The organism is Agromyces arachidis, assembly GCF_052805135.1.
Window position 1 is genome coordinate 1 of record NZ_JBRBDK010000013.1, and the last position, 20,759, is coordinate 20,759.

At 73.3% G+C, this 20,759-nt stretch carries 18 protein-coding genes; 4 read left to right on the forward strand and 14 right to left on the reverse strand.

From position 1 onward, the window contains the following. Positions 1–136: 136 nt before the first annotated feature. Genes ACUY4T_RS13695 through ACUY4T_RS13710 form a run of 4 tightly spaced genes read right to left on the reverse strand, consistent with a single transcriptional unit; the run spans position 137 to position 4,470 of the window. Positions 137–1,144: a DUF8320 family protein gene (locus tag ACUY4T_RS13695; RefSeq protein WP_446019520.1), complete on the reverse strand. Its 1,008-nt coding sequence runs from the start codon at positions 1,142–1,144 to the stop codon at positions 137–139. Next, entirely contained in the window at positions 1,141–2,376 is a 1,236-nt protein-coding gene (locus tag ACUY4T_RS13700; protein WP_446019521.1) for a sensor histidine kinase, read from the reverse strand. Before ACUY4T_RS13700 ends, ACUY4T_RS13695 begins: the two co-directional genes overlap by 4 nt. After that, positions 2,363–3,055, reverse strand: coding sequence for a response regulator transcription factor (locus ACUY4T_RS13705; protein WP_446019568.1), 693 nt, complete (start codon positions 3,053–3,055; stop codon positions 2,363–2,365). Before ACUY4T_RS13705 ends, ACUY4T_RS13700 begins: the two co-directional genes overlap by 14 nt. Before the next feature lie 35 nt (positions 3,056–3,090). Further along, on the reverse strand, positions 3,091–4,470 hold the full coding sequence (locus ACUY4T_RS13710; RefSeq protein ID WP_446019522.1) for a class I SAM-dependent RNA methyltransferase: 1,380 nt from the start codon (positions 4,468–4,470) through the stop codon (positions 3,091–3,093). 38 nt (positions 4,471–4,508) lie between these two features. On the opposite strand from ACUY4T_RS13710, the gene ACUY4T_RS13715 reads away from it, so the two are divergent. Together ACUY4T_RS13715 and ACUY4T_RS13720 are read left to right on the forward strand one after the other, a co-directional pair. Then, a complete protein-coding gene (locus tag ACUY4T_RS13715) occupies positions 4,509–5,147 on the forward strand; it encodes a Maf family protein (RefSeq protein ID WP_446019523.1) in 639 nt (212 codons plus the stop codon). Positions 5,148–5,304: 157 nt separating this feature from the next. Next, positions 5,305–7,077: an acetyl/propionyl/methylcrotonyl-CoA carboxylase subunit alpha gene (locus ACUY4T_RS13720; RefSeq protein WP_446019524.1), complete on the forward strand. Its 1,773-nt coding sequence runs from the start codon at positions 5,305–5,307 to the stop codon at positions 7,075–7,077. A 308-nt stretch (positions 7,078–7,385) separates the two neighbouring features. Here ACUY4T_RS13720 and ACUY4T_RS13725 read toward each other — a convergent pair whose 3' ends face one another. Together ACUY4T_RS13725 and ACUY4T_RS13730 are read right to left on the reverse strand one after the other, a co-directional pair. After that, positions 7,386–8,273 carry a PDDEXK-like endonuclease domain-containing protein gene (locus ACUY4T_RS13725; RefSeq protein ID WP_446019525.1) on the reverse strand — a complete coding sequence of 296 codons (888 nt, stop codon included), beginning with the start codon at positions 8,271–8,273 and terminating at the stop codon, positions 7,386–7,388. A gap of 249 nt (positions 8,274–8,522) precedes the next feature. Then, the gene (locus ACUY4T_RS13730; RefSeq protein ID WP_446019526.1) at positions 8,523–9,953 is read right to left on the reverse strand and encodes an NAD(P)H-quinone dehydrogenase; all 1,431 of its coding nucleotides are present in this window, start codon (positions 9,951–9,953) and stop codon (positions 8,523–8,525) included. 125 nt (positions 9,954–10,078) lie between these two features. Here ACUY4T_RS13730 and ACUY4T_RS13735 point away from each other — a divergent pair, with 125 nt between their 5' ends. Further along, complete coding sequence (locus ACUY4T_RS13735; protein ID WP_446019527.1) at positions 10,079–10,906, forward strand: purine-nucleoside phosphorylase; 828 nt, start codon at positions 10,079–10,081, stop codon at positions 10,904–10,906. Positions 10,907–10,969: 63 nt separating this feature from the next. Beyond that, positions 10,970–12,658 (forward strand): phospho-sugar mutase, encoded by a 1,689-nt coding sequence (locus ACUY4T_RS13740; RefSeq protein WP_446019528.1) that lies wholly within the window; start codon positions 10,970–10,972, stop codon positions 12,656–12,658. Positions 12,659–12,718: 60 nt separating this feature from the next. Here the strand turns inward: ACUY4T_RS13740 and ACUY4T_RS13745 are convergent, their stop codons facing one another. The 8 genes from ACUY4T_RS13745 to ACUY4T_RS13780 are packed head-to-tail and all read right to left on the reverse strand — an operon-like array spanning position 12,719 to position 20,601. Then, entirely contained in the window at positions 12,719–13,003 is a 285-nt protein-coding gene (locus ACUY4T_RS13745; RefSeq protein WP_446019529.1) for a PTS sugar transporter subunit IIB, read from the reverse strand. Then, positions 13,000–13,488 carry a PTS sugar transporter subunit IIA gene (locus tag ACUY4T_RS13750; RefSeq protein WP_446019530.1) on the reverse strand — a complete coding sequence of 163 codons (489 nt, stop codon included), beginning with the start codon at positions 13,486–13,488 and terminating at the stop codon, positions 13,000–13,002. Before ACUY4T_RS13750 ends, ACUY4T_RS13745 begins: the two co-directional genes overlap by 4 nt. A gap of 53 nt (positions 13,489–13,541) precedes the next feature. Next, complete coding sequence (locus tag ACUY4T_RS13755) at positions 13,542–14,663, reverse strand: adenosine deaminase (protein WP_446019531.1); 1,122 nt, start codon at positions 14,661–14,663, stop codon at positions 13,542–13,544. Between the two features lie 54 nt (positions 14,664–14,717). Beyond that, a complete protein-coding gene (locus ACUY4T_RS13760; protein ID WP_446019532.1) occupies positions 14,718–16,019 on the reverse strand; it encodes a thymidine phosphorylase in 1,302 nt (433 codons plus the stop codon). Next, on the reverse strand, positions 16,016–16,435 hold the full coding sequence (locus tag ACUY4T_RS13765; RefSeq protein WP_446019533.1) for a cytidine deaminase: 420 nt from the start codon (positions 16,433–16,435) through the stop codon (positions 16,016–16,018). The genes ACUY4T_RS13760 and ACUY4T_RS13765 overlap by 4 nt, the downstream gene beginning before the upstream one ends. Before the next feature lie 13 nt (positions 16,436–16,448). Beyond that, a complete protein-coding gene (locus ACUY4T_RS13770) occupies positions 16,449–17,756 on the reverse strand; it encodes an ABC transporter permease (RefSeq protein WP_446019534.1) in 1,308 nt (435 codons plus the stop codon). Then, positions 17,753–19,066, reverse strand: a complete 1,314-nt coding sequence (locus ACUY4T_RS13775; RefSeq protein WP_446019535.1) for an ABC transporter permease — start codon at positions 19,064–19,066, stop codon at positions 17,753–17,755. The genes ACUY4T_RS13770 and ACUY4T_RS13775 overlap by 4 nt, the downstream gene beginning before the upstream one ends. Next, positions 19,063–20,601, reverse strand: a complete 1,539-nt coding sequence (locus tag ACUY4T_RS13780) for an ABC transporter ATP-binding protein (RefSeq protein WP_446019536.1) — start codon at positions 20,599–20,601, stop codon at positions 19,063–19,065. The genes ACUY4T_RS13775 and ACUY4T_RS13780 overlap by 4 nt, the downstream gene beginning before the upstream one ends. Positions 20,602–20,759 lie beyond the last annotated feature (158 nt).

Below are 20,759 nucleotides of genomic sequence, written 5' to 3' on the forward strand. Positions count from 1 at the left end.
GGGGGGGGGGGGGGGGGGGGGGGGGGGGGGGGGGGGGGGGGGGGGGGGGGGGGGGGAGGGTGGGGGGGGGGGGGGGGGGGGGGGGGGGGGGGCCCCCCCCCCCGCTTCCCTGTCCGGCGCGTCCGTCGCCGCGGGATCACCCGGCTCTCGGGATCTCCAGCCAGAGCTCGACCTCCGCGTCGTCGGACTCCATCGCCTCGCCCTCCCCGCCGCCGCGCAGGCCGACCACGGTCACCGCCACCGGCGAGCCGGCGGCGGCGGTGCGCGCGATGACCCGATCGGCCCGCGAGGCGGCGATCGCCTCGGCCAGGCGCGACAGCACGCGGTCCCGGGCGTCCTCGTCGAGGTCGTCGATGCCGCCCTCGTCGAGCAGCGTGATCGTGGTGCCGCGGTCGCGCGCCTCCTTCACGGACCGTCGGACGGCGTCCGTCAGCAGCATCCGCCCTCGGATCTCGTCGCGGATCGCCGCCTCCATCGTCCGGCACTCGCGCCGCTCGGCATCCGTCAGCCGGTGCTCCGGGTCGGCGATGCGGCGGAGCATTGGCGCCGCGATGCGCTCGGTCTGCGCGAGTCGCATGCGCCCCTCGAACAGGTGGGCGTCCTGCGCCGCCTGCCACGCCGCGGCCTCGCGCTCCGCCTGCACGTAGCGGCGGGTCGACCGGGCCGCCCCGGCGAGCGCCGCCGAGAGCATGTGGGCGATGGCGACCCACACGACCGAGCCGACGACCCCCAGCGCACCGAGCGCGAGCGGGCCGGCCCACACGAGCGTCTGGATCGCCAGGGCGATGACGCCGAGCCACGCCGCGAGGAGCTGCCGCCGGGCCGCCGTGATCGTCATCAGCGTGCCCACCGCCGCCACGTACCAGGTGGCGTAGCCGTTGTCGGCGGCGGCGTCCAGCTGGCTGGAGACCAGCAGCGGGAGGACGATCGCGACCGCGAGGTTCAGCGCCGCGAGCCAATCGGGCATGCGGGCCCGCCGCGCCGGCCAGAGGCTCAGCGCCGTCGCGACGGAGTACATCACGAGGGCGGTCACCGTCGGCCACGGAGAGTCGGGCACGTCGAGCGAGTAGATCCCGAGCACCACGTGGTAGCCCGAGAACAGGGCGCCGAGCAGGAGCAGCAGGCTCCGCGGGACGGAGATCACGACGCGCCCCCCTCGGCCCCCGCCGGCCAGGCGAGGGCGACCTCCGTGCCCCTGCCCGGAGCGGAGGCGATGTTCGCGACGCCTCCCGCGTTCGCCATCCGCTCGGAGATCGACACCCGCAGCCCGATCCGGGTCGTGGGCACCTCCGACGGATCGAACCCCCGACCGTCGTCGACCACCCGGATGACGCATCCCGCGGGGGCGACGCCGCGGAGTTCGACCGACCTCGTGCACGCCCTGCCGGTCACGTCGCCGTGCTGCACGCTGTTCACCATGGCCTGCACGGCCGCGGCGGCGAGCGCGTCGACCGCCTCGACCGGCAGCTCGATGCCCGCGACATCGCCGGTGCGGACCTCGATCGGCGCCGAGAACCCGGCCGCCGCGACGCGCAGCCGCCGCGCGAGCACCTCGAGCGGCACGGGCCCGTCGGATCCGGAGGTCTCCTCCCCCGCCTCGTCGAGACGACGGACCGCATCGCCGGCCATGCGCGCCGCGAGGGCTCGCTCCGCCGGGGTCCGGGCCGAGGCGGCGGACAGGAGCGTGGTGAGCACGCTGTCGTGCACCAGCGCGTCGACCTTCACCCGCTCGATCTCGTTCGCGTGCTGCCGGGCGACGACGTCGTAGCGCTGCAGCGCCGCGTCCTGGGCGGCGTCGACGGCCTCCGCCGCCTGCCGGAGCATCGTGATGATCACGAGCACCACGACGCCGAGGATCATCGCGTACATCGCGTCGAGCACCGCCAGGAACGCCCCCGCGTCGCCGCCCGCCGGCGTCGCGCGGATCACCCCGTACAGGGCGGGGACCGACAGGGTGTAGACGGCGGCCGGGAGCGGAGGGAGGGCGATCACGGCCGCGGTGGTCGCCACCGTGGCGAGGTAGTAGAGCCAGGGCGTCTGGCCCGCCATCCGCTCGGGCTCGACCACGAGCGCCGGCCACGCGAGCAGGGCGAGGGCGTAGAGCACGGCGAAGGTCGTGGCGGTCGCGCGGACGGCCGTGCGGGCGAAGGTCGCGACCGCGAGCGCGCCGAGTGCGCCGTAGAGCACCGCCATCAGCGCCGTGCCGGCGCCGCCCACGAGCGCAGGCTCCTGCGCGATCGCGCTCGGCACCGTCTGGGCGCCGAACACCACGCCGAACACGCCCAGGGCGCGACCGGCGACGGTCTCGACCTGCGCCCGGCTCACCGCCGCGCGCCGCGGGGTCAGTCGAACGCCCGGGCGGTCAGCGCCGGCCATCCCCGCCTTCCGACTCCAGCCCCGGGAGGATGCCGTCCTCCACCGCGCGCCGCAGGAGGTCGACCTTCGTCGGCGCGGGGCGCCCGACCTCGACGTACTTCCCGCGGATGCGGTCCAGGTACTCGCGCGCCGTGGAATGCGCGATCCCGAGCCGCTCCGCGACGAGCTTGAGGGGCAGGCCCGAGGCGTACAGGTGCAGGACGTCGCGCTCGCGATTGCCCAGCTGCGCCTTCGCGAACTCCTGGTCGGCCTCGATCGCGCTCGCCCACTCGACGTTGTTGAGCATGTCGCCGCGAGCGACGGTCGCGATCGCCGCGATCACGGCTGCCGTGGGCGACGACTTCGGGATGACGCCGGCGGCCCCCGCGGCGAGCGCCTCCCGGACCGCGGCGACGCGATCGGCGATGCTGTGCACCAGCACCTGGCTGCCGATCGCGAGGACGGCCCGGACGTTGTCGGTCACGCTCGAGCCGTCGCCGAGCGAGAGGTCGAGCAGCACCACCCTCGGCGGCGGGGCGGCGGGGTCGCGGAACCGGGCGAGCAGCTGCGGCACGTCGGGCGTCTCGGCGAGCACCTCGTAGCCGGCGTCGCGGCACGCCGCGCGGAGCCCGAGGCGCACCGCCTCGTGGTCGTCGACGATCGCGACCGTCGTGCGCGGGGTGATCGGCTCGGACTCCATGGTCACCGCGTCCCCTCGCTCGGCTGCTCGTCGATTCACACCCTAGCGGCCAGTCGGGCCACCGCCTCGACGTGGTGCGTGTTCGGGAACAGGTCGAACGCGCGCACCAGCTCGAGCTCGTATCCGCGCTCGCGGAACAAGCCCACGTCGCGCGCGAGCGCGACCGGGTCGCACGCCACGTAGACGACCTGTGCCGGGGCGAGCCCGGCCAGTCGGTCGACGACCTCGCGGCCGGCACCCGACCGCGGCGGATCGAGGACGACCGTGGCGCCGGCGAGCCCCCGGCGCGCGGCATCCGTCGACGCGGCGAACCCGTGGAGGTACCGGTCGACCCGGGCGGTCACGGCACGAGCGCCCACCCAGTCGGCGAGGTTCTCGCCCGCATGCAGCGTCGCGCGGGCGTCGGCCTCGACGGTGGTGATGCGCACGGCCGCGCCGAAGCGATCGCCGACGGCCGCCGCGAGCAGCCCCACGCCGCCGTACAGGTCGTGGTTGTCGGCCGACGGATCGAACCGCTCCGGGTCGATCGCCTGCTGGACGGCGAGAGTCAGCGTCGCCGCCGCGCCGCGATGGACCTGCCAGAAGCCGTCCCGGTCGACGACGAAGCGACGCGCTCCGACGACTTCGGCGACCACCGGCCGGTCGGCGGCCCGCGGGTCGTCCGGGTCCGCGCTCCTCGGCGTCGACCGGGATCCGCCGCGCTCGCGCGGGTGCGCCTCGCGCACGACGAACTCGGCGCCGCCGTCCGACGGGGCGATCAGGTCGATGCGGCTCGCGCCCGGGAACCGGCGGTCCAGCGGGGCGATCTCCGCGAGTTCCGGCACGGCCAGCGGGAGGGCGGCGACCGGCACGACGGTGTGGCTCCGGGACGCGTACGGACCGACCGTGCCGTCCGGCGCGACGTGCAGGCGCACGCGGGTCCGCCAGCCCGTGCCGGCCTCCGCGTCGACACCCGGGGCGAGTGCGCCGTCGACCGGCTCGACGACCGGCTCGGCCGGCACGCCGCCGAAGCGGGCCAGCGCATCGCGGAGCACCTCGGCCTTCAGCTCGCGCTGCCGCGCCATCCGGATGTGCCCGAACTCGGCACCGCCCGCGCGGCGCTCGGGCGCACGGTCGACGGATGCCTCGGGCCAGACGTGCTCCCGTCGGTCGCTCGACGCGCGGAGCACCTCGACCGTCTCGGCGCGCCAGAAGCGCTCGCGACCGGCGTCGACGACCTGCGCCCGGACGAGCTCGCCCGGGATCGCGTCGGCGACGAAGACGACCCGGCCCTCGTGGTGGGCCACGGCGACGCCGCCGTGCGCGATGCGCTCCACCTCGAGGTCGAGGACCGGACCGGGCTCCGCCGGCCGCGGAGCGGATCGCGTGGGCCGTGCGGGCCGCTGGGGACGTCGACGACGGGGAGCTGGCACCATCCGAGCATCCCACACCGCCCTGACGGCAGGATGGACGCATGCGCCTCTACCTCGCCTCGACCTCGCCCGCCCGGCTCCAGCTGCTGCGCCAGGCGGGGGTCGAACCGGCCCTGCTGGCCCCCGGCGTCGACGAGGAGGCCGCAGTCGCCGAGCACGAGGCCGCGCACGGCCCGCTCGCACCCGAGGAGCTGGTGCAGCTGCTCGCCCGGCGCAAGGCCGAGGCGATCGTCGGGCGGACGCACGACGGGCACCCCATCGACGGGCTCATCCTCGGAGGCGACTCGGCCTTCCTCGTCGACGGCGAGCTCTACGGCAAGCCGCATCGCCCCGAGGTCGCCCGCGAGCGCTGGCGGCGCCAGAACGGCGGGCGCGGCGTGCTGTGGTCCGGGCACTGGCTCATCGACCACCGCGGCGGCGCCCCGCGGGCCGCGGTGGGGCGCGCGGCATCCGCCGTGGTCGAGTTCGCGCGGCTCGACGACGACGAGATCGACGCCTACATCGCCAGCGGCGAGCCGCTCTCGGTCGCGGGCGCGTTCACGGTGGACAGCCTCGGCGGCCCGTTCATCCGCTCGGTGACCGGCGACCCGTCGACCGTGGTCGGCCTGTCGCTGTCGACGCTGCGCGAACTCGTGCGCGAGCTGGGCGCCGGGTGGACGGACCTCTGGGACCTGCGCTGACGCGACGCCGCGGCGCAGAGTCGGCCCGGCGCGGGCCGGACGGCCCCGCCCCGTCGCCGTCGCCGGAGCGATCTTGTCGCCCACCGAAACACCTCAGCGGCTTTTTTGTGGACCGCACCCAAAGGCGGGCACGCGTCGGCCAATAGGCTTGGGAGTCATGCGCCGCATCACCAAGGTCCTCATCGCCAACCGTGGAGAGATCGCCGTCCGCGTCATCCGCGCCGCCCGCGACGCCGGGATCGGCTCGGTCGCGGTGTACGCGGACCAGGACCGCGACGCCCGCCACGTGAAGCTCGCCGACGAGGCGTACGCCCTCGACGGCACGACCAGCGCGGAGACCTACCTCGTCATCGACAAGCTGCTGTCGGTGGCGCGGCGCTCCGGCGCCGACGCGGTGCACCCCGGGTACGGCTTCCTCGCCGAGAACCCCGACTTCGCCCGCGCCGTCATCGCCGCCGGGCTGATCTGGATCGGACCGTCCCCCGAGGCCATCGAGCGCCTCGGCGACAAGGTCTCGGCCCGCCACGTGGCGGAGAAGGTCGGCGCGCCGCTCGCGCCCGGCACCCTGAACCCGGTGGCGGATGCCGCCGAGGTGCTCGAGTTCGTCGACGAGCACGGCCTGCCCGTCGCCATCAAGGCCGCGTTCGGCGGCGGAGGCCGCGGCCTCAAGGTCGCGCGCGAGCGCGAGGAGGTCGCCGAGCTGTTCGACTCCGCCACGCGCGAGGCCGTCGCCGCGTTCGGTCGCGGCGAGTGCTTCGTCGAGAAGTACCTCGACCAGCCGCGCCACGTCGAGACGCAGTGCCTCGCCGACGAGCACGGCAACGTCGTCGTCGTGTCGACGCGCGACTGCTCGCTGCAGCGCCGGCACCAGAAGCTCGTCGAGGAGGCGCCCGCGCCGTTCCTCACCGAGGACCAGAACCGCCTGCTCTACGAGGCGTCGAAGGCCATCCTGAAGGAGGTCGGCTACGTCGGCGCCGGCACGTGCGAGTTCCTCATCGGCCAGGACGGCACGGTCTCGTTCCTCGAGGTGAACACGCGCCTGCAGGTCGAGCACCCGGTCTCGGAGGAGGTCACGGGCCTCGACCTCGTGCGCGAGCAGTTCCGCCTCGCCGAGGGCGGCGTGCTCGACTACCCCGACCCCGAGACCACCGGGCACTCGATCGAGTTCCGCATCAACGGCGAGGACCCGGGCCGCAACTTCCTGCCGGCCCCGGGCCCCATCCACCAGCTCCGGTTCCCCGGCGGCCCCGGCGTGCGCGTCGACTCGGGCGTGACCAGCGGCGACGAGATCTCGGGCGCGTTCGACTCCCTGCTGGCGAAGCTGATCGTCACCGGCCCGACCCGCAAGGATGCGCTGGAGCGCGCCCGGCGTGCCCTCGACGAGTTCGAGGTCGCCGGCCTGCCGACGGTGCTGCCGTTCCACCGCGACATCGTCCGCAACGAGGCGTTCGCCCCCGCCGGCGACGAGCCGTTCTCGGTCTACACCCGATGGATCGAGACCGAGTACGACAACACCCTCGAGCCGTGGACCGGCGAGCTCGAGCAGACGAAGGGCCCGGCCGCGCGCACCAGCGTGGTCGTCGAGGTCGACGGCCGCCGTGTCGAGGTCTCGCTGCCGAAGCGCCTCGCGGGTGCGCCCGCGTCCGGGGCCGCGACGGCCGGCCCGGCGCCCCGCCGGCGCGCCGTGCACCACTCCGTCGACACCTCGACCGGCGACGCCGTCAAGGCGCCGATGCAGGCGACGGTCGTGAAGATCGCCGTCGCCGAGGGCGACAAGGTCGTCAAGGGCGACCTGGTGCTCGTGCTCGAGGCCATGAAGATGGAGCAGCCGATCGTCGCCCACAAGGACGGCGTGATCGGCCTGGTCAACGCCGAGCCCGGCGTGACGGTCGCGAGCGGCCACCTGCTCCTCGCCATCAACGACGCCTGACCTCCCTCCCCTCCCCTCCCCCTCCCGTTCTCAGGAGTTATCCGGCGGGTCGCGGCATCGCTCGGCGTGTCGTCCTGAGATACGGGCGGTTCCGGTCCGCGGGTCCTGAGAAACGAGCCTTCGGGGGCTCGGGAGGAGCGGGTGCCGCGCGCGCGGCGTGCGCCGGGCGGGCGCAGCGTGCGCGGGCGGCGTGCGCGGGCGGCGCGCGTGCGCAGGCGGCGCGCGTGCGCAGGCGGCGCGCGTGCGCAGGCGGCGCGCGTGCGCAAGTGATCGGCCAGGGCGCGTGCGCCGAACAGCGGGCGGCGGCGTCAGCCGATCGCGCAGAGCGCCTCGACGACCCGCAGCGCGGCCGCCTTCGGATCGGCGATCACGTCGGCGGCGGTGAGCCGGAGCGTCGGGATGCCGCGGCGCAGCAGCGCCTCGTCTCGGCGACGATCACGGGCGAACGCCGCGCGGTCGGAGTGGTGGGCGTAGCCGTCGGTCTCCACGGCGAGGCGCCCGTCGACGAGGAAGTCGACGAATCCGACTCCGTCGAACGGGACCTGTTGGACGAACGGGACGCCGAGCGCGCGCAGTTCGATCGCGAGCAGCGTCTCGACGCCCGAGCCGTCCCGTCCCCCGAGCGCGATGGGCGGCATCCGCTCGGGAACGCTCGCCCCGACCAGCCGCCGTGCGGATTCGAGCGTCAGCAGACCGAGCTGCACCGCCGACTCGAACGCGGCGGCCACCTCGCCGTGGGGACGGCAGCGGGCGATCCCGGCGAGCGCTCGCTCCACCGGCACCCGCCATGCCAACTCGCCCATGCGAGCGCAGAACGGGATGTCCGTCCAGTGCAGCTCCACCTCGAGCCGCGCACGGTCGGAGGTCAGCGGCTCATCGGCCGCGACGAGCGCGCGGTTCGTGCGCAGCCGGGCGGCATTCGCGGGGAGCGTCACGTGCACCGCGGAGGCGGCCATGGTCCAGACCCCGTAGCTCCCCAGCGCACTGACGCATCCCAGCCGGCCGCCGACGCGCACGGCAGTGAGCGCGTCGCGTCGCGCATCGGGCAGGGCGTAGTGGGCTCGGCGCACGCGGACGAGTTCGCCTGCGCGCACCGCCCGGGAGACCTCGACGCCGCGCACGCCCTCTCCGAGGATCTGGTCTCGGGTCGCCACGCCGCCGAGCGCGGCGACGACAGCGGGCGGGGAGACTCTCACGTCGACGAGTCTCGCCGCGGGGCGCCCGCTCCAGGCTCGCGGCCGCGCCCCGGTCGGGCGACGACACGTCGGGCCGGCCTGTGGAGGACGGCATGGCGTCGGCGGCTGCTGGTCGCGGCATCCGCTCGCCTCGCCGCCGGGACGGCGACGTTCTCAGGACCCGCCCGCCCATGCCGACCGTTTCTCAGGACGACACGCCGACGGATGCAGCGACCCGCCGGATAACTCCTGAGAAGGGCCCGGGGGGGGTCAGCGGACGACGTGCATGGCGCGCGCGGCGTCGGTGAGCGAGCCGGTCAGCGACGGGTACACGGGGAAGGCCTCGGCGAACTGATCGACCGTCAGCCGATGCTCCACCGCGAGCGCGAGCGGGAAGATCAGCTCCGACGCCTTCGGGGCGACGATGACCCCGCCGATGATGGCGCCCGACCCCGCCGAGGCGAAGAGCTTCACGAACCCGTCGCGGATGCCCATCATCTTCGCCCGCGGGTTCGACGACAGCGGGAGCTTGTAGACCGTGCCGGGCACGACGCCCTCCTCGATCTCCTTCTCGGTCCATCCGACCGTGGCGATCTCGGGCTGGGTGAAGATGTTCGAGGTGATGTTGCGGTTCTCGGGCGGGTTCACGACGTCGCCCATGGCGTGGAAGACCGCGGTGCGGCCCTGCATCGAGGCGACCGACGCCAGCGGCAGGAACGTCGTGCAGTCGCCGGCCGCGTAGATGTTCGGCATCGACGTGCGCGCCACCCGGTTGACCCGGATGTGGCCGCTCTCGGCGAGCTGCACGCCCGCCTCCTCGAGTCCGAGGTCGGCCGTGTTCGGCACCGATCCGACCGCCATGAGGCAGTGCGTGCCGCGCACCTCGCGCCCGTCGGAGAGCGTCGCGACCACGCCGTCGCCGTCGACGACCACCGACTCCGCGCGCGACTTCGACAGCACCTTCATGCCGTTGCGCTTGAAGACCTTCTCGATGACGGATGCCGCGTCGGCATCCTCTCCGGGCAGCACGTGCTCGCGGCTGGAGACGAGCGTCACCTTCGCGCCGAGTGCACGGTACGCCGACGCGAACTCCGCGCCGGTCACGCCGGACCCGACGACGATGAGGTGCTCGGGCACCTGCTTCAGGTGGTAGAGCTGCGTCCAGGTGAGGATGCGCTCGCCGTCGGGCACCGCCGAGGGCAGCACGCGCGGGGTCGCGCCCGTCGAGATCACGAGCGTGTCGGCCTCGATCCGGTCGAAGTCGGTGCCGCCCTTGGCCGTCGCGACGATGATCGCGTTCGGCCCGTCGAGGCGTCCCTCGCCCTGCACGAGGTTGACCCCCGCCTCGAGGAGGTTGGAGCGCATGTCCTCGGACTGCTGCGCGGCGAGGCCGAGCAGGCGCTTGTTGACGGCCTGGAGGTTGATCGCGACGTCGGGCTTCACGGCCTTGTCGTTCGCGCCCTTGGCGAAGAACTGCACGCCGAGGTCGGCCGCCTCCTTCACCGCGTTGGACGCCTCGGCGGTCGCGATGAGCGACTTCGACGGGACCACGTCGGTGAGCACGGCGGAGCCGCCGACGCCGGCGCGCTCGACGAGGGTGACCTCGGCGCCGAGCTGCGCGGCGGCGAGCGCCGCCTCGTAGCCGCCGGGACCTCCTCCGAGGACCGCGATCCGTTGCGTGCGCTCGAACGTGGTGTGCATGGCGTCCATCCTCCCACGCGTGCGGAGGCGCGCGAACGCGGGTGCCCCGGCGGATGGCGCGCGCAGGCGAGCGGGACGGCGCGCACGGCGTGCCGCGCCATCCGTCGCATGCGTACGATGAGGGGATGCAGCAGCAGAACCCGCTCGACGACCCCGCAGCCGACCCGTTCGACGTCGCACGCGACGCGGCCGCCCGCATCGCGGAGCTCACCGGCGTCGAGCGCCACGACCTCGCCCTGACCCTCGGGTCCGGCTGGGGCGCCGCCGCCGAGCTCATCGGCGAGACCACGCACACCATCGCCGCCGACGAGGTCCCCGGCTTCTCGAAGCCGGCGCTCGAGGGGCACGTGGGAACCCTCCGCTCGGTCGCGCTGCCGAACGGCCGTCGCGCGCTCGTCATCGGCGCCCGCACGCACTACTACGAGGGCCACGGCGTCCGCCGGGTCGTCCACTCGGTCCGCACCGCGGCGGCCACGGGCGCGACGACCATGATCCTCACCAACGGCGCCGGCGGCATCAGGGAGCACTGGACGCCCGGCACCCCGGTGCTGATCAGCGACCACATCAACCTCACCGCCGACTCGCCGCTCGAGGGCGCCACCTTCGTCGACCTCACCGACCTCTACTCCTCGCGCCTGCGCGCCCTCGCGCACGAGGTCGACCCGTCGCTCGACGAGGGCGTGTACGTCCAGTTCCGCGGACCGCACTACGAGACCCCCGCCGAGGTGCGCATGGCGCGCACGATCGGCGGCGACATCGTGGGCATGTCGACGGCGCTCGAGGCCATCGCCGCGCGCCAGGCCGGCATGGAGGTGCTCGGCATGTCCCTCATCACCAACCTCGCCGCGGGCATCCAGACCACCCCGCTGAGCCATCAGGAGGTCATCGAGGCCGGCCGCGCCGCCGAGGCCCGGATCTCCGACCTGCTCGCGAAGATCGTCGCGGCGATCTAGGCGCCGCACCCACCGTCATCCGCGGCGCGTGCCCGCGTCGCCTCACGAGAGAGAAGGCAACGGATGCCGCAGCTCACCGACGACGACCGCGTCGCGCTCGCCGAGGCGTGGATCGCGCAGGACCCCGACCCCGAGACCCGCGAGGAGCTCGCCGCGATCGTCGCGCGCGTGCGCGACGGCGACGCCCGGGCATCCGCCGACCTCGCCGACCGGTTCGACGCCCGTCTCGCGTTCGGCACCGCCGGCCTGCGGGGCGAGATCGCCGCGGGCCCCAACCGCATGAACCGGGTGCTCGTGTCCCAGGGCGCGGCGGGCCTGGCCGCGCACCTGCTCGAGCGGGCTGCGGACGGCGCGACGCCGTCGGTCGTGGTCGGCTACGACGGACGACGCAACTCGGCGGTCTTCGCGCGTGACGTCGCCGAGGTGATGGCCGGCGCCGGCGTGCGCGCGGTGCTCCTGCCGCGCATGCTCCCGACGCCCGTGCTCGCCTTCGCCGTGCGGCACCTCGGCACGTCCGCGGGCGTGATGGTGACGGCCTCGCACAATCCCCCGAACGACAACGGCATGAAGGTCTACCTCGGCGGCGACGACCGCGGCACGCAGATCGTCGCGCCCGCCGACGCCGAGATCGCCGCGCACATCACGCGCGTCGCCGAGACCGTGCGCGTGCCGGACCTGCCGCGCGGTGCCGTCGAGACCGCACCGGAGTCGGTCGTCGAGGCGTACGTGTCGGCCACCGCGGCCGTGGCCGCCGCTCCGTCGGCGCAGCCGCGCACGGTGTACACCGCGATGCACGGCGTCGGCTGGGAGACCCTGCGCCGCGTGCTCGAGACGGCCGGGTTCGCGGCGCCGACGCTCGTCGCCGCGCAGATCGAGCCGGACGGCCGGTTCCCGACCGTGGCGTTCCCGAATCCCGAGGAACCCGGCGCGATGGACCTCTCGTTCGAGGCGGCCCGCGAGGCGGGCGCCGACCTGGTGATCGCGAACGACCCCGACGCGGACCGGCTCGCCGTCGCGATCCCCGACCCCGCCGAGGCGAGCGGATGGCGCCGGCTCACCGGCAACGAGGTCGGGCTGCTGCTCGGCTGGCAGGTGGCCGAGCAGGTCGCGGCGCGTGGCGAGAGCGGCACGCTCGCGTGCTCCATCGTCTCCTCCCCCGGCCTCGAGGCGGTCGCCCGCGCCCACGGGCTCGACTTCTCCGCCACCCTCACCGGCTTCAAGTGGATCTCGCGCGCGCCGGGCCTGGTGTTCGGGTACGAGGAGGCGCTGGGATACCTCGTCAACCCCGACACCGTCCGCGACAAGGACGGCATCTCCGCCGCGGTCGCCTTCCTCTCGCTCGCCGCACGGCTCGCGGCCGAGGGCCGGACGATCGCCGACCACCTCGACGACTTCGTCGCACGCTTCGGCTGCTTCGCCTCGGCGCAGGTGTCGATCCGGGTCACCGACCTGTCGCGGATCGCCGAGGTCATGGCCCGGCTCCGCGCGCAGCCGCCGGCCGAGGTGGGCGGCGTCCGCGTCGCGGCGGTCGAGGACCTCGCACTCGGGCTCGACGGGCTCCCGCCCGCCGACGTGCTGCGGCTGCACCTCGACGGCGACGCGCGCATCATGGTGCGACCGAGCGGCACGGAGCCGAAGCTCAAGGTGTACATCGACGCGGCGTCGACCGAGGGCACCGTCGCCGAGCGTCGCGCCGCCGCGTCGGAGCTCGTCGCGGGCCTCGAGACGGGCATGCGCGAACTCGTCGCCTGACCCGCGGCTCGGACGTCGGCCCGGCGCCGGGCGTCAGCCCGGCCGCGCACACGATCCCGCTCAGCCGAGGGAGGCGTCGAGCTTGCCGCCGATCTCGTCGACGTCGAAGTAGTTGCCGACCTCGATGATCTCGGCCCACGTGCCGTCGAGCGCAGCGCGCACCTGCGCGGCGAGCTCGGTCGAGGTGAGCACGACCTGCGCGTCGGCCGCCGCGGCGCGGATGCCGGCGAGGTCGCTCGCGTCGACGTCGGCCGTCAGCCCGAGCCGCTCGAGCGCCCGTTCGGCGTTGGCCTTGAGGATGGCCGACGTGCCGACGCCGACCCCGCACACCGCGACGATCCTCATCGTGGCTCCTCGGCGGCATCCGTCGGGGACGGCCCCGCATGGCCGCCGTCGTCGAAGACCCGGCGCACCTCGTCGATCGTCGTCGCCCCGGCGAGCCGTTCGATGGCGGTGCGCTCGTTGAAGACGTTCGCGAGGCCCGCGACGCTCGCCACGTGCTCGTCGGCGCCGGTCACGGCGAGGCCCACGACGACGCGCACGGGGTCGTTGTGCGGGTGCCCGAACGGCACGGCCTCGGCGAGGGTGACGACCGCCAGCCCGTTGCGGATCACGTCGGGCCCCGGCCGGGCGTGGGCGAGCGCGAGCCCGGGGGCGATGACGATGTACGCGCCGAACTCCTCGAGCACGCCGACCATCCGCTCCGTGTACGCCTCGGCCGTCGCACCCGACCGGACCAGGGCGCGACCGGCGGCGCGCACCGCGGCGCGCCACTCGGATGCGTCGTCGCGTAGGACGATCGCGGAGTCGGGAAGCGGCGGGAGGCTCATCGGGGTCCGTTCGGAGTGGTGCGTCGGTGCGGGGTCGAGCGACGGGGGTCCCGTCAGGCTTCGTCGAATCCGTCCTGGATCTGCTCGGCCAGGTCCTCGCGCTCGTCGAGCGGGAGGAACGCGGCGGCGGCGGCGTTGAGCTGGAAGATCTCGAAGTCGTCGACGTCGTACCCGAAGGCGTCGGAGAGGAGCGCGAGCTCGCGAGTGAGGGAGGTGCCCGACTGGAGCCGGTTGTCGGTGTTGACCGTCACGCGGAACCCGAGCTGGTAGAGCAGGTCGAACGGGTGGTCGACGAGCTCGTCGCCCCACGCGGCGATCGCTCCGGTCTGGAGGTTGGAGGACGGGCTGGTCTCGAGCGCGATCTCGCGGTCGCGGATCCACTGCGCCACCGGTCCGAGCGAGACGTAGGTGTTCTCGTCGTCCTGCCGTTCGATGGTGAGGTCCTCGGCGAGGCGGACGCCGTGGCCGAGGCGGAGGGCGCGACCGTCGAAGAGCGCGCTCCGGATCGATTCGAGGCCGTCTGCCTCGCCCGCGTGCACCGTGACCGGCATGAAGCGGGTGGCCAGGTAGTCGAAGGCGGTGCGGTGGCGGCTGGGCGGGAAGCCCGCCTCGGCGCCGGCGATGTCGAAGCCGACGACTCCGCGATCGCGGTGCCGGACGGCGAGCTCCGCGATCTCGAGCCCGCGATCGGCGTGGCGCATGGCGGTGACGAGCTGGCCGACGCGGATGCGGCGGCCCTGGCGCCGCACGTCGTCGACGCCCTCGTCGAGGCCGGCCTGCACGGCCTCGACCGTCTCGTCGAGGGTGAGCCCGCGAGTGAGGTGCTGCTCGGGCGCCCAGCGCACCTCGCCGTAGATCACGCCGTCGGCGGCGAGGTCGTGGACGAACTCGCGTGCGACCCGCGTGAGGCCGGAACGCGTCTGCATGACCGCGGTCGTGAGGTCGAAGGTCTTCAGGTACTCGACGAGCGAGCCCGAGTTGGACTGGTCGGAGAACCAGGTCCCGAGCGACTCGGCGTCGCTCGCGGGCAGTTCGAGCCCGATCTCCTCGGCGAGCTCGATCAGCGTCTGCGGCCGGAGACCGCCGTCGAGGTGATCGTGCAGTGAGATCTTCGGCAGCGAGCGGATGTCGGTGCCGTCGCCCTCGAGGCGGTAGTCGGTCGCATGCGTGTCCACCCCATCACGATACCGGCGGAAGGCGTCGGCGATGCGAGGGATTTGCGGATGGGCTCAGCGCCCGATGCGGTCGGCGATGAGCGGGCCGCCGTCCTCGACGGGGTCGCCGTCGTCGCCGATCGACCAGGCACCCTCGACCGCCTCCAGCGCGCGGGCGAATCGCGCGGGCTCGTCGGCGTGGAGGGTGAACAGCGGCTCGCCCCGGCGCACGGCGTCGCCGGGCTTCGCGTGCAGGTCGATCCCCGCGGCGTGCTGCACCGGGTCCTCCTTGCGGGCACGACCCGCGCCCAGGCGCCACGCGGCGATGCCGAACGGCAGGGCCTCCTGCCGCACGAGCACCCCGTCGCGGTCGGCGGTCACCACGTGCTGCTCCCGAGCGACCGGAAGCTCCGCATCGGGGTCGCCGCCCTGCGCGCGGATCGCGGCGCGCCAGGTGTCCATCGCCCGCCCGTCGTCGAGGGCCGCCTCCACGTCCTCGTCGGGCCGGCCCGCGAGGGCGAGCATCTCGCGTGCGAGGGCGACGGTGAGCTCGCGGACGTCCGCGGGTCCGCCGCCGGCGAGCACGTCGACCGACTCGCGCACCTCGTTGGCGTTGCCGATCGTCAGGCCGAGCGGCACGTTCATGTTGGTCAGCAGGGCCGAGGTCGCCACGCCCGCGTCCTCGCCGAGCTCGACCATCGTGCGGGCGAGCTCGCGCGAGCGCTCGATGTCCTTCAGGAACGCGCCGGAGCCGAACTTCACGTCGAGCACCAGCGCGCCGGTGCCCTCGGCGATCTTCTTCGACATGATCGACGAGGCGATGAGCGGGATCGCCTCGACGGTGCCGGTGATGTCGCGCAGGGCGTAGAGCTTCTTGTCGGCCGGGGCGAGTCCGGCGCCGGCCGCGCAGATGACCCCGCCGACGTCGCGCAGCTGCGCGAACATCTCGTCGTTGGTCAGCTCCGCGCGCCAGCCGGGGATGGACTCGAGCTTGTCGAGCGTGCCGCCGGTGTGCCCGAGGCCGCGGCCGGAGAGCTGCGGCACCGCCACGCCGAAGGTCGCGACGAGGGGCATGAGCGGCAGCGTGATCTTGTCGCCCACGCCGCCGGTCGAGTGCTTGTCGCTCGTCGGCTTGCCGAGCCCGGCGAAGTTCATCCGCTCGCCCGACGCGATCATCGCCATCGTCATGTCGCGGATCTCGCGGCGGGACATGCCGTTCAGGAAGATCGCCATGGTCATCGCCGACATCTGCTCGTCGGCGACGTAGCCCCGCGTGTACGCGTCGACCAGCCAGTCGATCTGCGCGGTCGACAGCTCGCCCCGATCGCGCTTGGTTCGGATCAGGTCGACGGCATCGAAGGCCTCGACGGCGTTCATTCGGTGACTCCTCGGAATTCGGCGAGCTGGCGCGGCCCGAACGCGTCGGGCAGCACCTGGTCGATGGTCTTGAGGCCCGAGACGGTCTCGAGCAGCATGCCGTCGGCCGAGTGCTCGTAGAGCAACTGGCGGCAGCGCCCGCACGGCATCAGGACGTTGCCGTGCCCGTCGACGCAGGTGAACGCGGTGAGCTTGCCGCCGCCCGACATCACGAGCGCGGAGACGAGCGAGCACTCGGCGCAGAGGGTCACGCCGTAGGAGGCGTTCTCCACGTTGCATCCGCTCACGACGCGCCCGTCGTCGGCGATCGCGGCAGCCCCGACGGGGAACTCGGAGTACGGGACGTAGGCCTTCGCCATCGCCTCGCGGGCGATCTCGCGCAGGTGGTCCCAGTCGACGTCGTGCTGGGCGGTCATGGTGCTCCCGTCGTCAGGACTTGATGTACGGCTTGCCCGCGGCGGCGGGACCCCGCACCTTGCCGACGAAGCCGGCGACGGCGAGGATCGTGACCACGTACGGCAGCATGAGCATGAACTCGCTGGGCACGGGCGAGCCCATGACCGAGAGCGTGTTCTGCAGGTTCGAGGCGAACCCGAACAGCAGCGCCGCGAGCGTGGCCCGGATCGGGTCCCACTGGCCGAAGATCACGGCGGCGAGGGCGATGAAGCCCGCACCCGCGGTCATCTCCTTGTTGAACGCGCCGACCGCGCCGAGGGTGAAGAAGGCGCCGCCGAGGCCCGCGATGGAGCCGGCGAGGGCGACGTTCCAGAACCGCGTGCGGGTCACGTTGATGCCGACCGTGTCGGCCGCGGTCGGGTGCTCGCCGACCGAGCGCAGGCGCAGGCCCCACTTCGTGTGGAACAGGCCGAAGTAGACCAGCGCCACGATGACGTACATCAGGTACACGATGATCGTCTGGCGGAAGAACATCGGCCCGATCAGCGGGATCTCCGACAGCAGCGGGATCGGCAGGCGCGGCAGGCGCGGCGGGGAGTTCAGCACGCTCGCGTTCGGCGCGAGCACCTGCGAGAACAGGAAGCTCGTCAGGCCGATCACGAGCACGTTCAGCACCACGCCGACGATGACCTGGTCGACGAAGTACTTGATCGCGAAGGCCGCGAGGACGAAGGCGACGAGCACGCCCGCGATGGCGGCGGCCACCAGGCCGACCAGCGGGCCGAGCAGCTCCTGGCCGATGACCGAGGCCACGACCGCCGAGGTGAAGGCGCCGGCGAGCAGCTGGCCCTCGATGGCGATGTTGATCACGCCGACCCGCTCGGAGATGACCCCGCAGAGCGCGCCGAAGATCAGCGGGACGGACAGGCTCAGCGCGCCGGCCAGCAGACCGGGCATGGGCACGATCGGGGTGCGCGCGCCGGCCGCGGCCCAGGTCAGGAACGCCATGAGCGCGATCAGGGCGAACACGACCACGAGCCAGAGCGGCACGCGGCGCCGCGCCCGCACGAGCAGGGCCGACACGACGGTGACGGCGCTGAGCAGGACGATGCTGATCCAGCCGAAGACCACGCCGTTCAGGACGAGTTCGGGCAACTGGATCACGTCGCTGCCGGTCGACAGGCGGAACGTGGCGTCCCCGTCGTGCGGCGAGGCGAGGAAGAGGATCGCGAGGAGGACCGTGACGACGGCGAAGGCGATCGGCGCCTTCCAGCTCACGACCACCGTCGTGTCGAGCCCCGGTGCCGAGGTCGTGGCGTGGTGCTGCGTGGGAGCGGTCACTTCGCCGCCACCTCCTCCTTGCGGTTGCTCCGCGTTCGCTTGGGCTTGGGCTTGGCGCCGGGCTGGGGCAGGCGGAAGATCGCCCGCACGAGCGGGGGCGCCGCGATGAACAGCACGATGAGCGACTGCACGACGAGGACGATGTCGATCGGCACGCCCTCGGCCGCCTGCATCGCGAACCCGCCCGCCTTGAACGCGCCGAACAGCACGCCGGCGGCGAGGATGCCGAACGGGGTCGAGCGACCCAGCAGGGCGACGGTGATCGCGTCGAACCCGATGCCGGCGTCGATGCCCGACGAGAAGCCGGTGGTGACGGTGCCGAGCACCTGGTGCACGCCGGCGAGGCCGACGAGGGCGCCCGAGATGAGCATCGCGTACACGTACATCGCCTTGACGTTGATGCCCGCCACGCGCGCTGCGTTGGGATTGTGCCCGACCGCGCGGAACTTGAAGCCCAGCGCGGAGCGGTCGAGGATCCACCACACGAGGAAGACCGCCGCGATCGAGAGCAGGAACCCGAAGTGCAGGTTCAGCTGCGGGCCCGGCAGCAGGTCGGGGAAGACGGCCGTGTCCTTCATGGGCGGCGTCTTCGGGTTGTTCGACCCGGGCGCCTGGAGGAGACCGGGCGTGCGCAGCATCCACGACACGAGGTACAGCGCCACGTAGTTCAGCATGATCGTCACGATGACCTCGTGCGCACCCGTCCGCGCCTTCAGGAGGCCCGCGATGCCGGCCCAGAGCGCGCCGGCGAGGATGCCGACGATCAGGGCGACGACCATGTGGAGGCCCCACGGCAGGTCGAACGAGAACGCGACCCACCCGGCTCCGGCGGCGGCCAGGAGCATCTGCCCGCGACCACCGATGTTGAACATGCCGACGCGGAACGCCAGGCCGACGCCGAGGCCGGCCGTGATGAGCGGGGCCGCGAACTTCAGCGTCTCGGTCAGCGGGCGGATGCCGGAGATGAAGTCGTCGCGACGGAAGTTGTAGATCGAGCCCTGGAAGAAGGCGGCGTAGGCGCCGCCGACCGAGTCCCAGATCGCCGCGAAGGTGTCGCCGGGCCGCGCGAAGAAGTACCCGGATGCCGCCTGGACGCGCTCGTCGGTGAACGCGATCATGATCGCGCCGACGATGAGGGCCAGCAGCACGGCGAGGACCGAGATGATCGCGTTGCCGGTCACGATGCGCTGGAACGCCTCATGCCAGCGCGAGGGCGGCTCGACCTCGGGCTCGGGGTCGCGGACGGGCTCGGAGGGCGGGACGCCGTCGTCGGTCTCGAGCGCCACGTCGGGGTCGTTGGCGTTGGTCATGCGACCGCTCCTTCGGGGTTCGGGGCGGACGCCGACGGCGGCGCCTCGCCGGCCATCATCAGGCCGAGCACCTCGCGGGGCGTGTCGCCGGGCACGATGCCGACGACCTTGCCGCGGTACATGACCATGATCCGGTCGGCGAGGGCGGTGACCTCGTCGAGCTCGGTCGACACCACGACGACCGGGACGCCGGCGTCGCGCGTCTCGATGATGCGCTTGTGGATGAACTCGATCGACCCGACGTCGACGCCTCGGGTCGGCTGCGCGGCCACCAGCAGCCGGAGGTCGCGGCTCAGCTCGCGGGCGAGCACGACCTTCTGCTGGTTGCCGCCGGAGAGGTTCCGGGCCTTCGTCTCGGCGCTCGGGGTCCGGATGTCGTACTCGTCGACCTTCTCCTTCGCGAACTCCGCGAGGAAGCCGCGCTGGACGTTGCCGGCCTTCACGAAGGGCGCCCCCTCCGCCCGGTCGAGCATGAGGTTCTCGGCGACGGAGAAGTCGCCGACCAGCCCGTCCTCCGTGCGGTCCTCGGGAACGAAGCCCACTCCGGCGTCGAGGATGCGGCGCACGGAGGCGCGCGTGATCTCCTCGCCGTCGAGCCGCACGCTGCCCTGCACCCTGGGCTGGAGCCCCACGAGCGCCTCGGTGAGCTCGGTCTGGCCGTTGCCCTGGACGCCGGCCACGGCGAGCACCTCGCCGCGACGCACGCTGAAGCCGACGTCGTTCACCACGAGCTGGCCGATGTGGTCGACGACGCTGAGGTGCTCGACCGTGAGCGCCTCGTCGCCGAGGTCGGGCGCCTCCTTCTGCACGGTCAGCTCGACCGCGCGGCCGACCATGAGCGACGCGAGCTCGGCGTTCGACGCCGTCGGCTCGGCCTCGCCCACGACCTTGCCGAGGCGGATGACGGTGATGCGGTCCGCGACCTCGCGGACCTCGCGCAGCTTGTGCGTGATGAAGACGATGGCCGCGCCCGACTCCTTGAGCTGGCGCATGATGCCCATGAGCTCGTCGGTCTCCTGCGGCGTGAGCACCGCCGTCGGCTCGTCGAAGACGAGCACGCGGGCGTCGCGCGAGAGCGCCTTGATGATCTCGACGCGCTGCTGCACCCCGACGGGCAGGTCGTCCACCAGCGCGTCGGGATCGACGTCGAACCCGAACCGCTCGCTGATCTCGCGCACCTTCGCGCGTGCGGCCGGAAGGTCGAGCATGCCCGCGCCCTTGGTCTGCTCGTGCCCCAGCATGACGTTCTCGGCGACCGTGAACACCGGGATCAGCATGAAGTGCTGGTGCACCATGCCGATGCCGGCCCGCATCGCGTCACCCGGTCCGGAGAAGTGCTGGACCTGGTCGTCGAGGAGGATCTCGCCCTCGTCTGCCTGGTAGAGCCCGTAGAGCACGTTCATCAGCGTCGACTTGCCAGCGCCGTTCTCCCCGAGGAGGCAGTGGATCTCCCCCGCCTCGACAGTGAGGTCGATGTGGTCGTTCGCCACCAGGGAACCGAACTTCTTCGTGATTCCTCGGAGTTCGAGTTTCATGCCACCGATCCTAGTTCTCAGACCGCAGATCGCAGCGGTCGTGCGCCGAAGTGCGCCGATGCGCGCTCGGGGTTGCTCAGATGTTGCGGATGTCGCGCACCCGCCGGGAACGCCGAAGGGAGGCCGGCGAGCCGCCGACCTCCCTGCGTGCGTGGTAC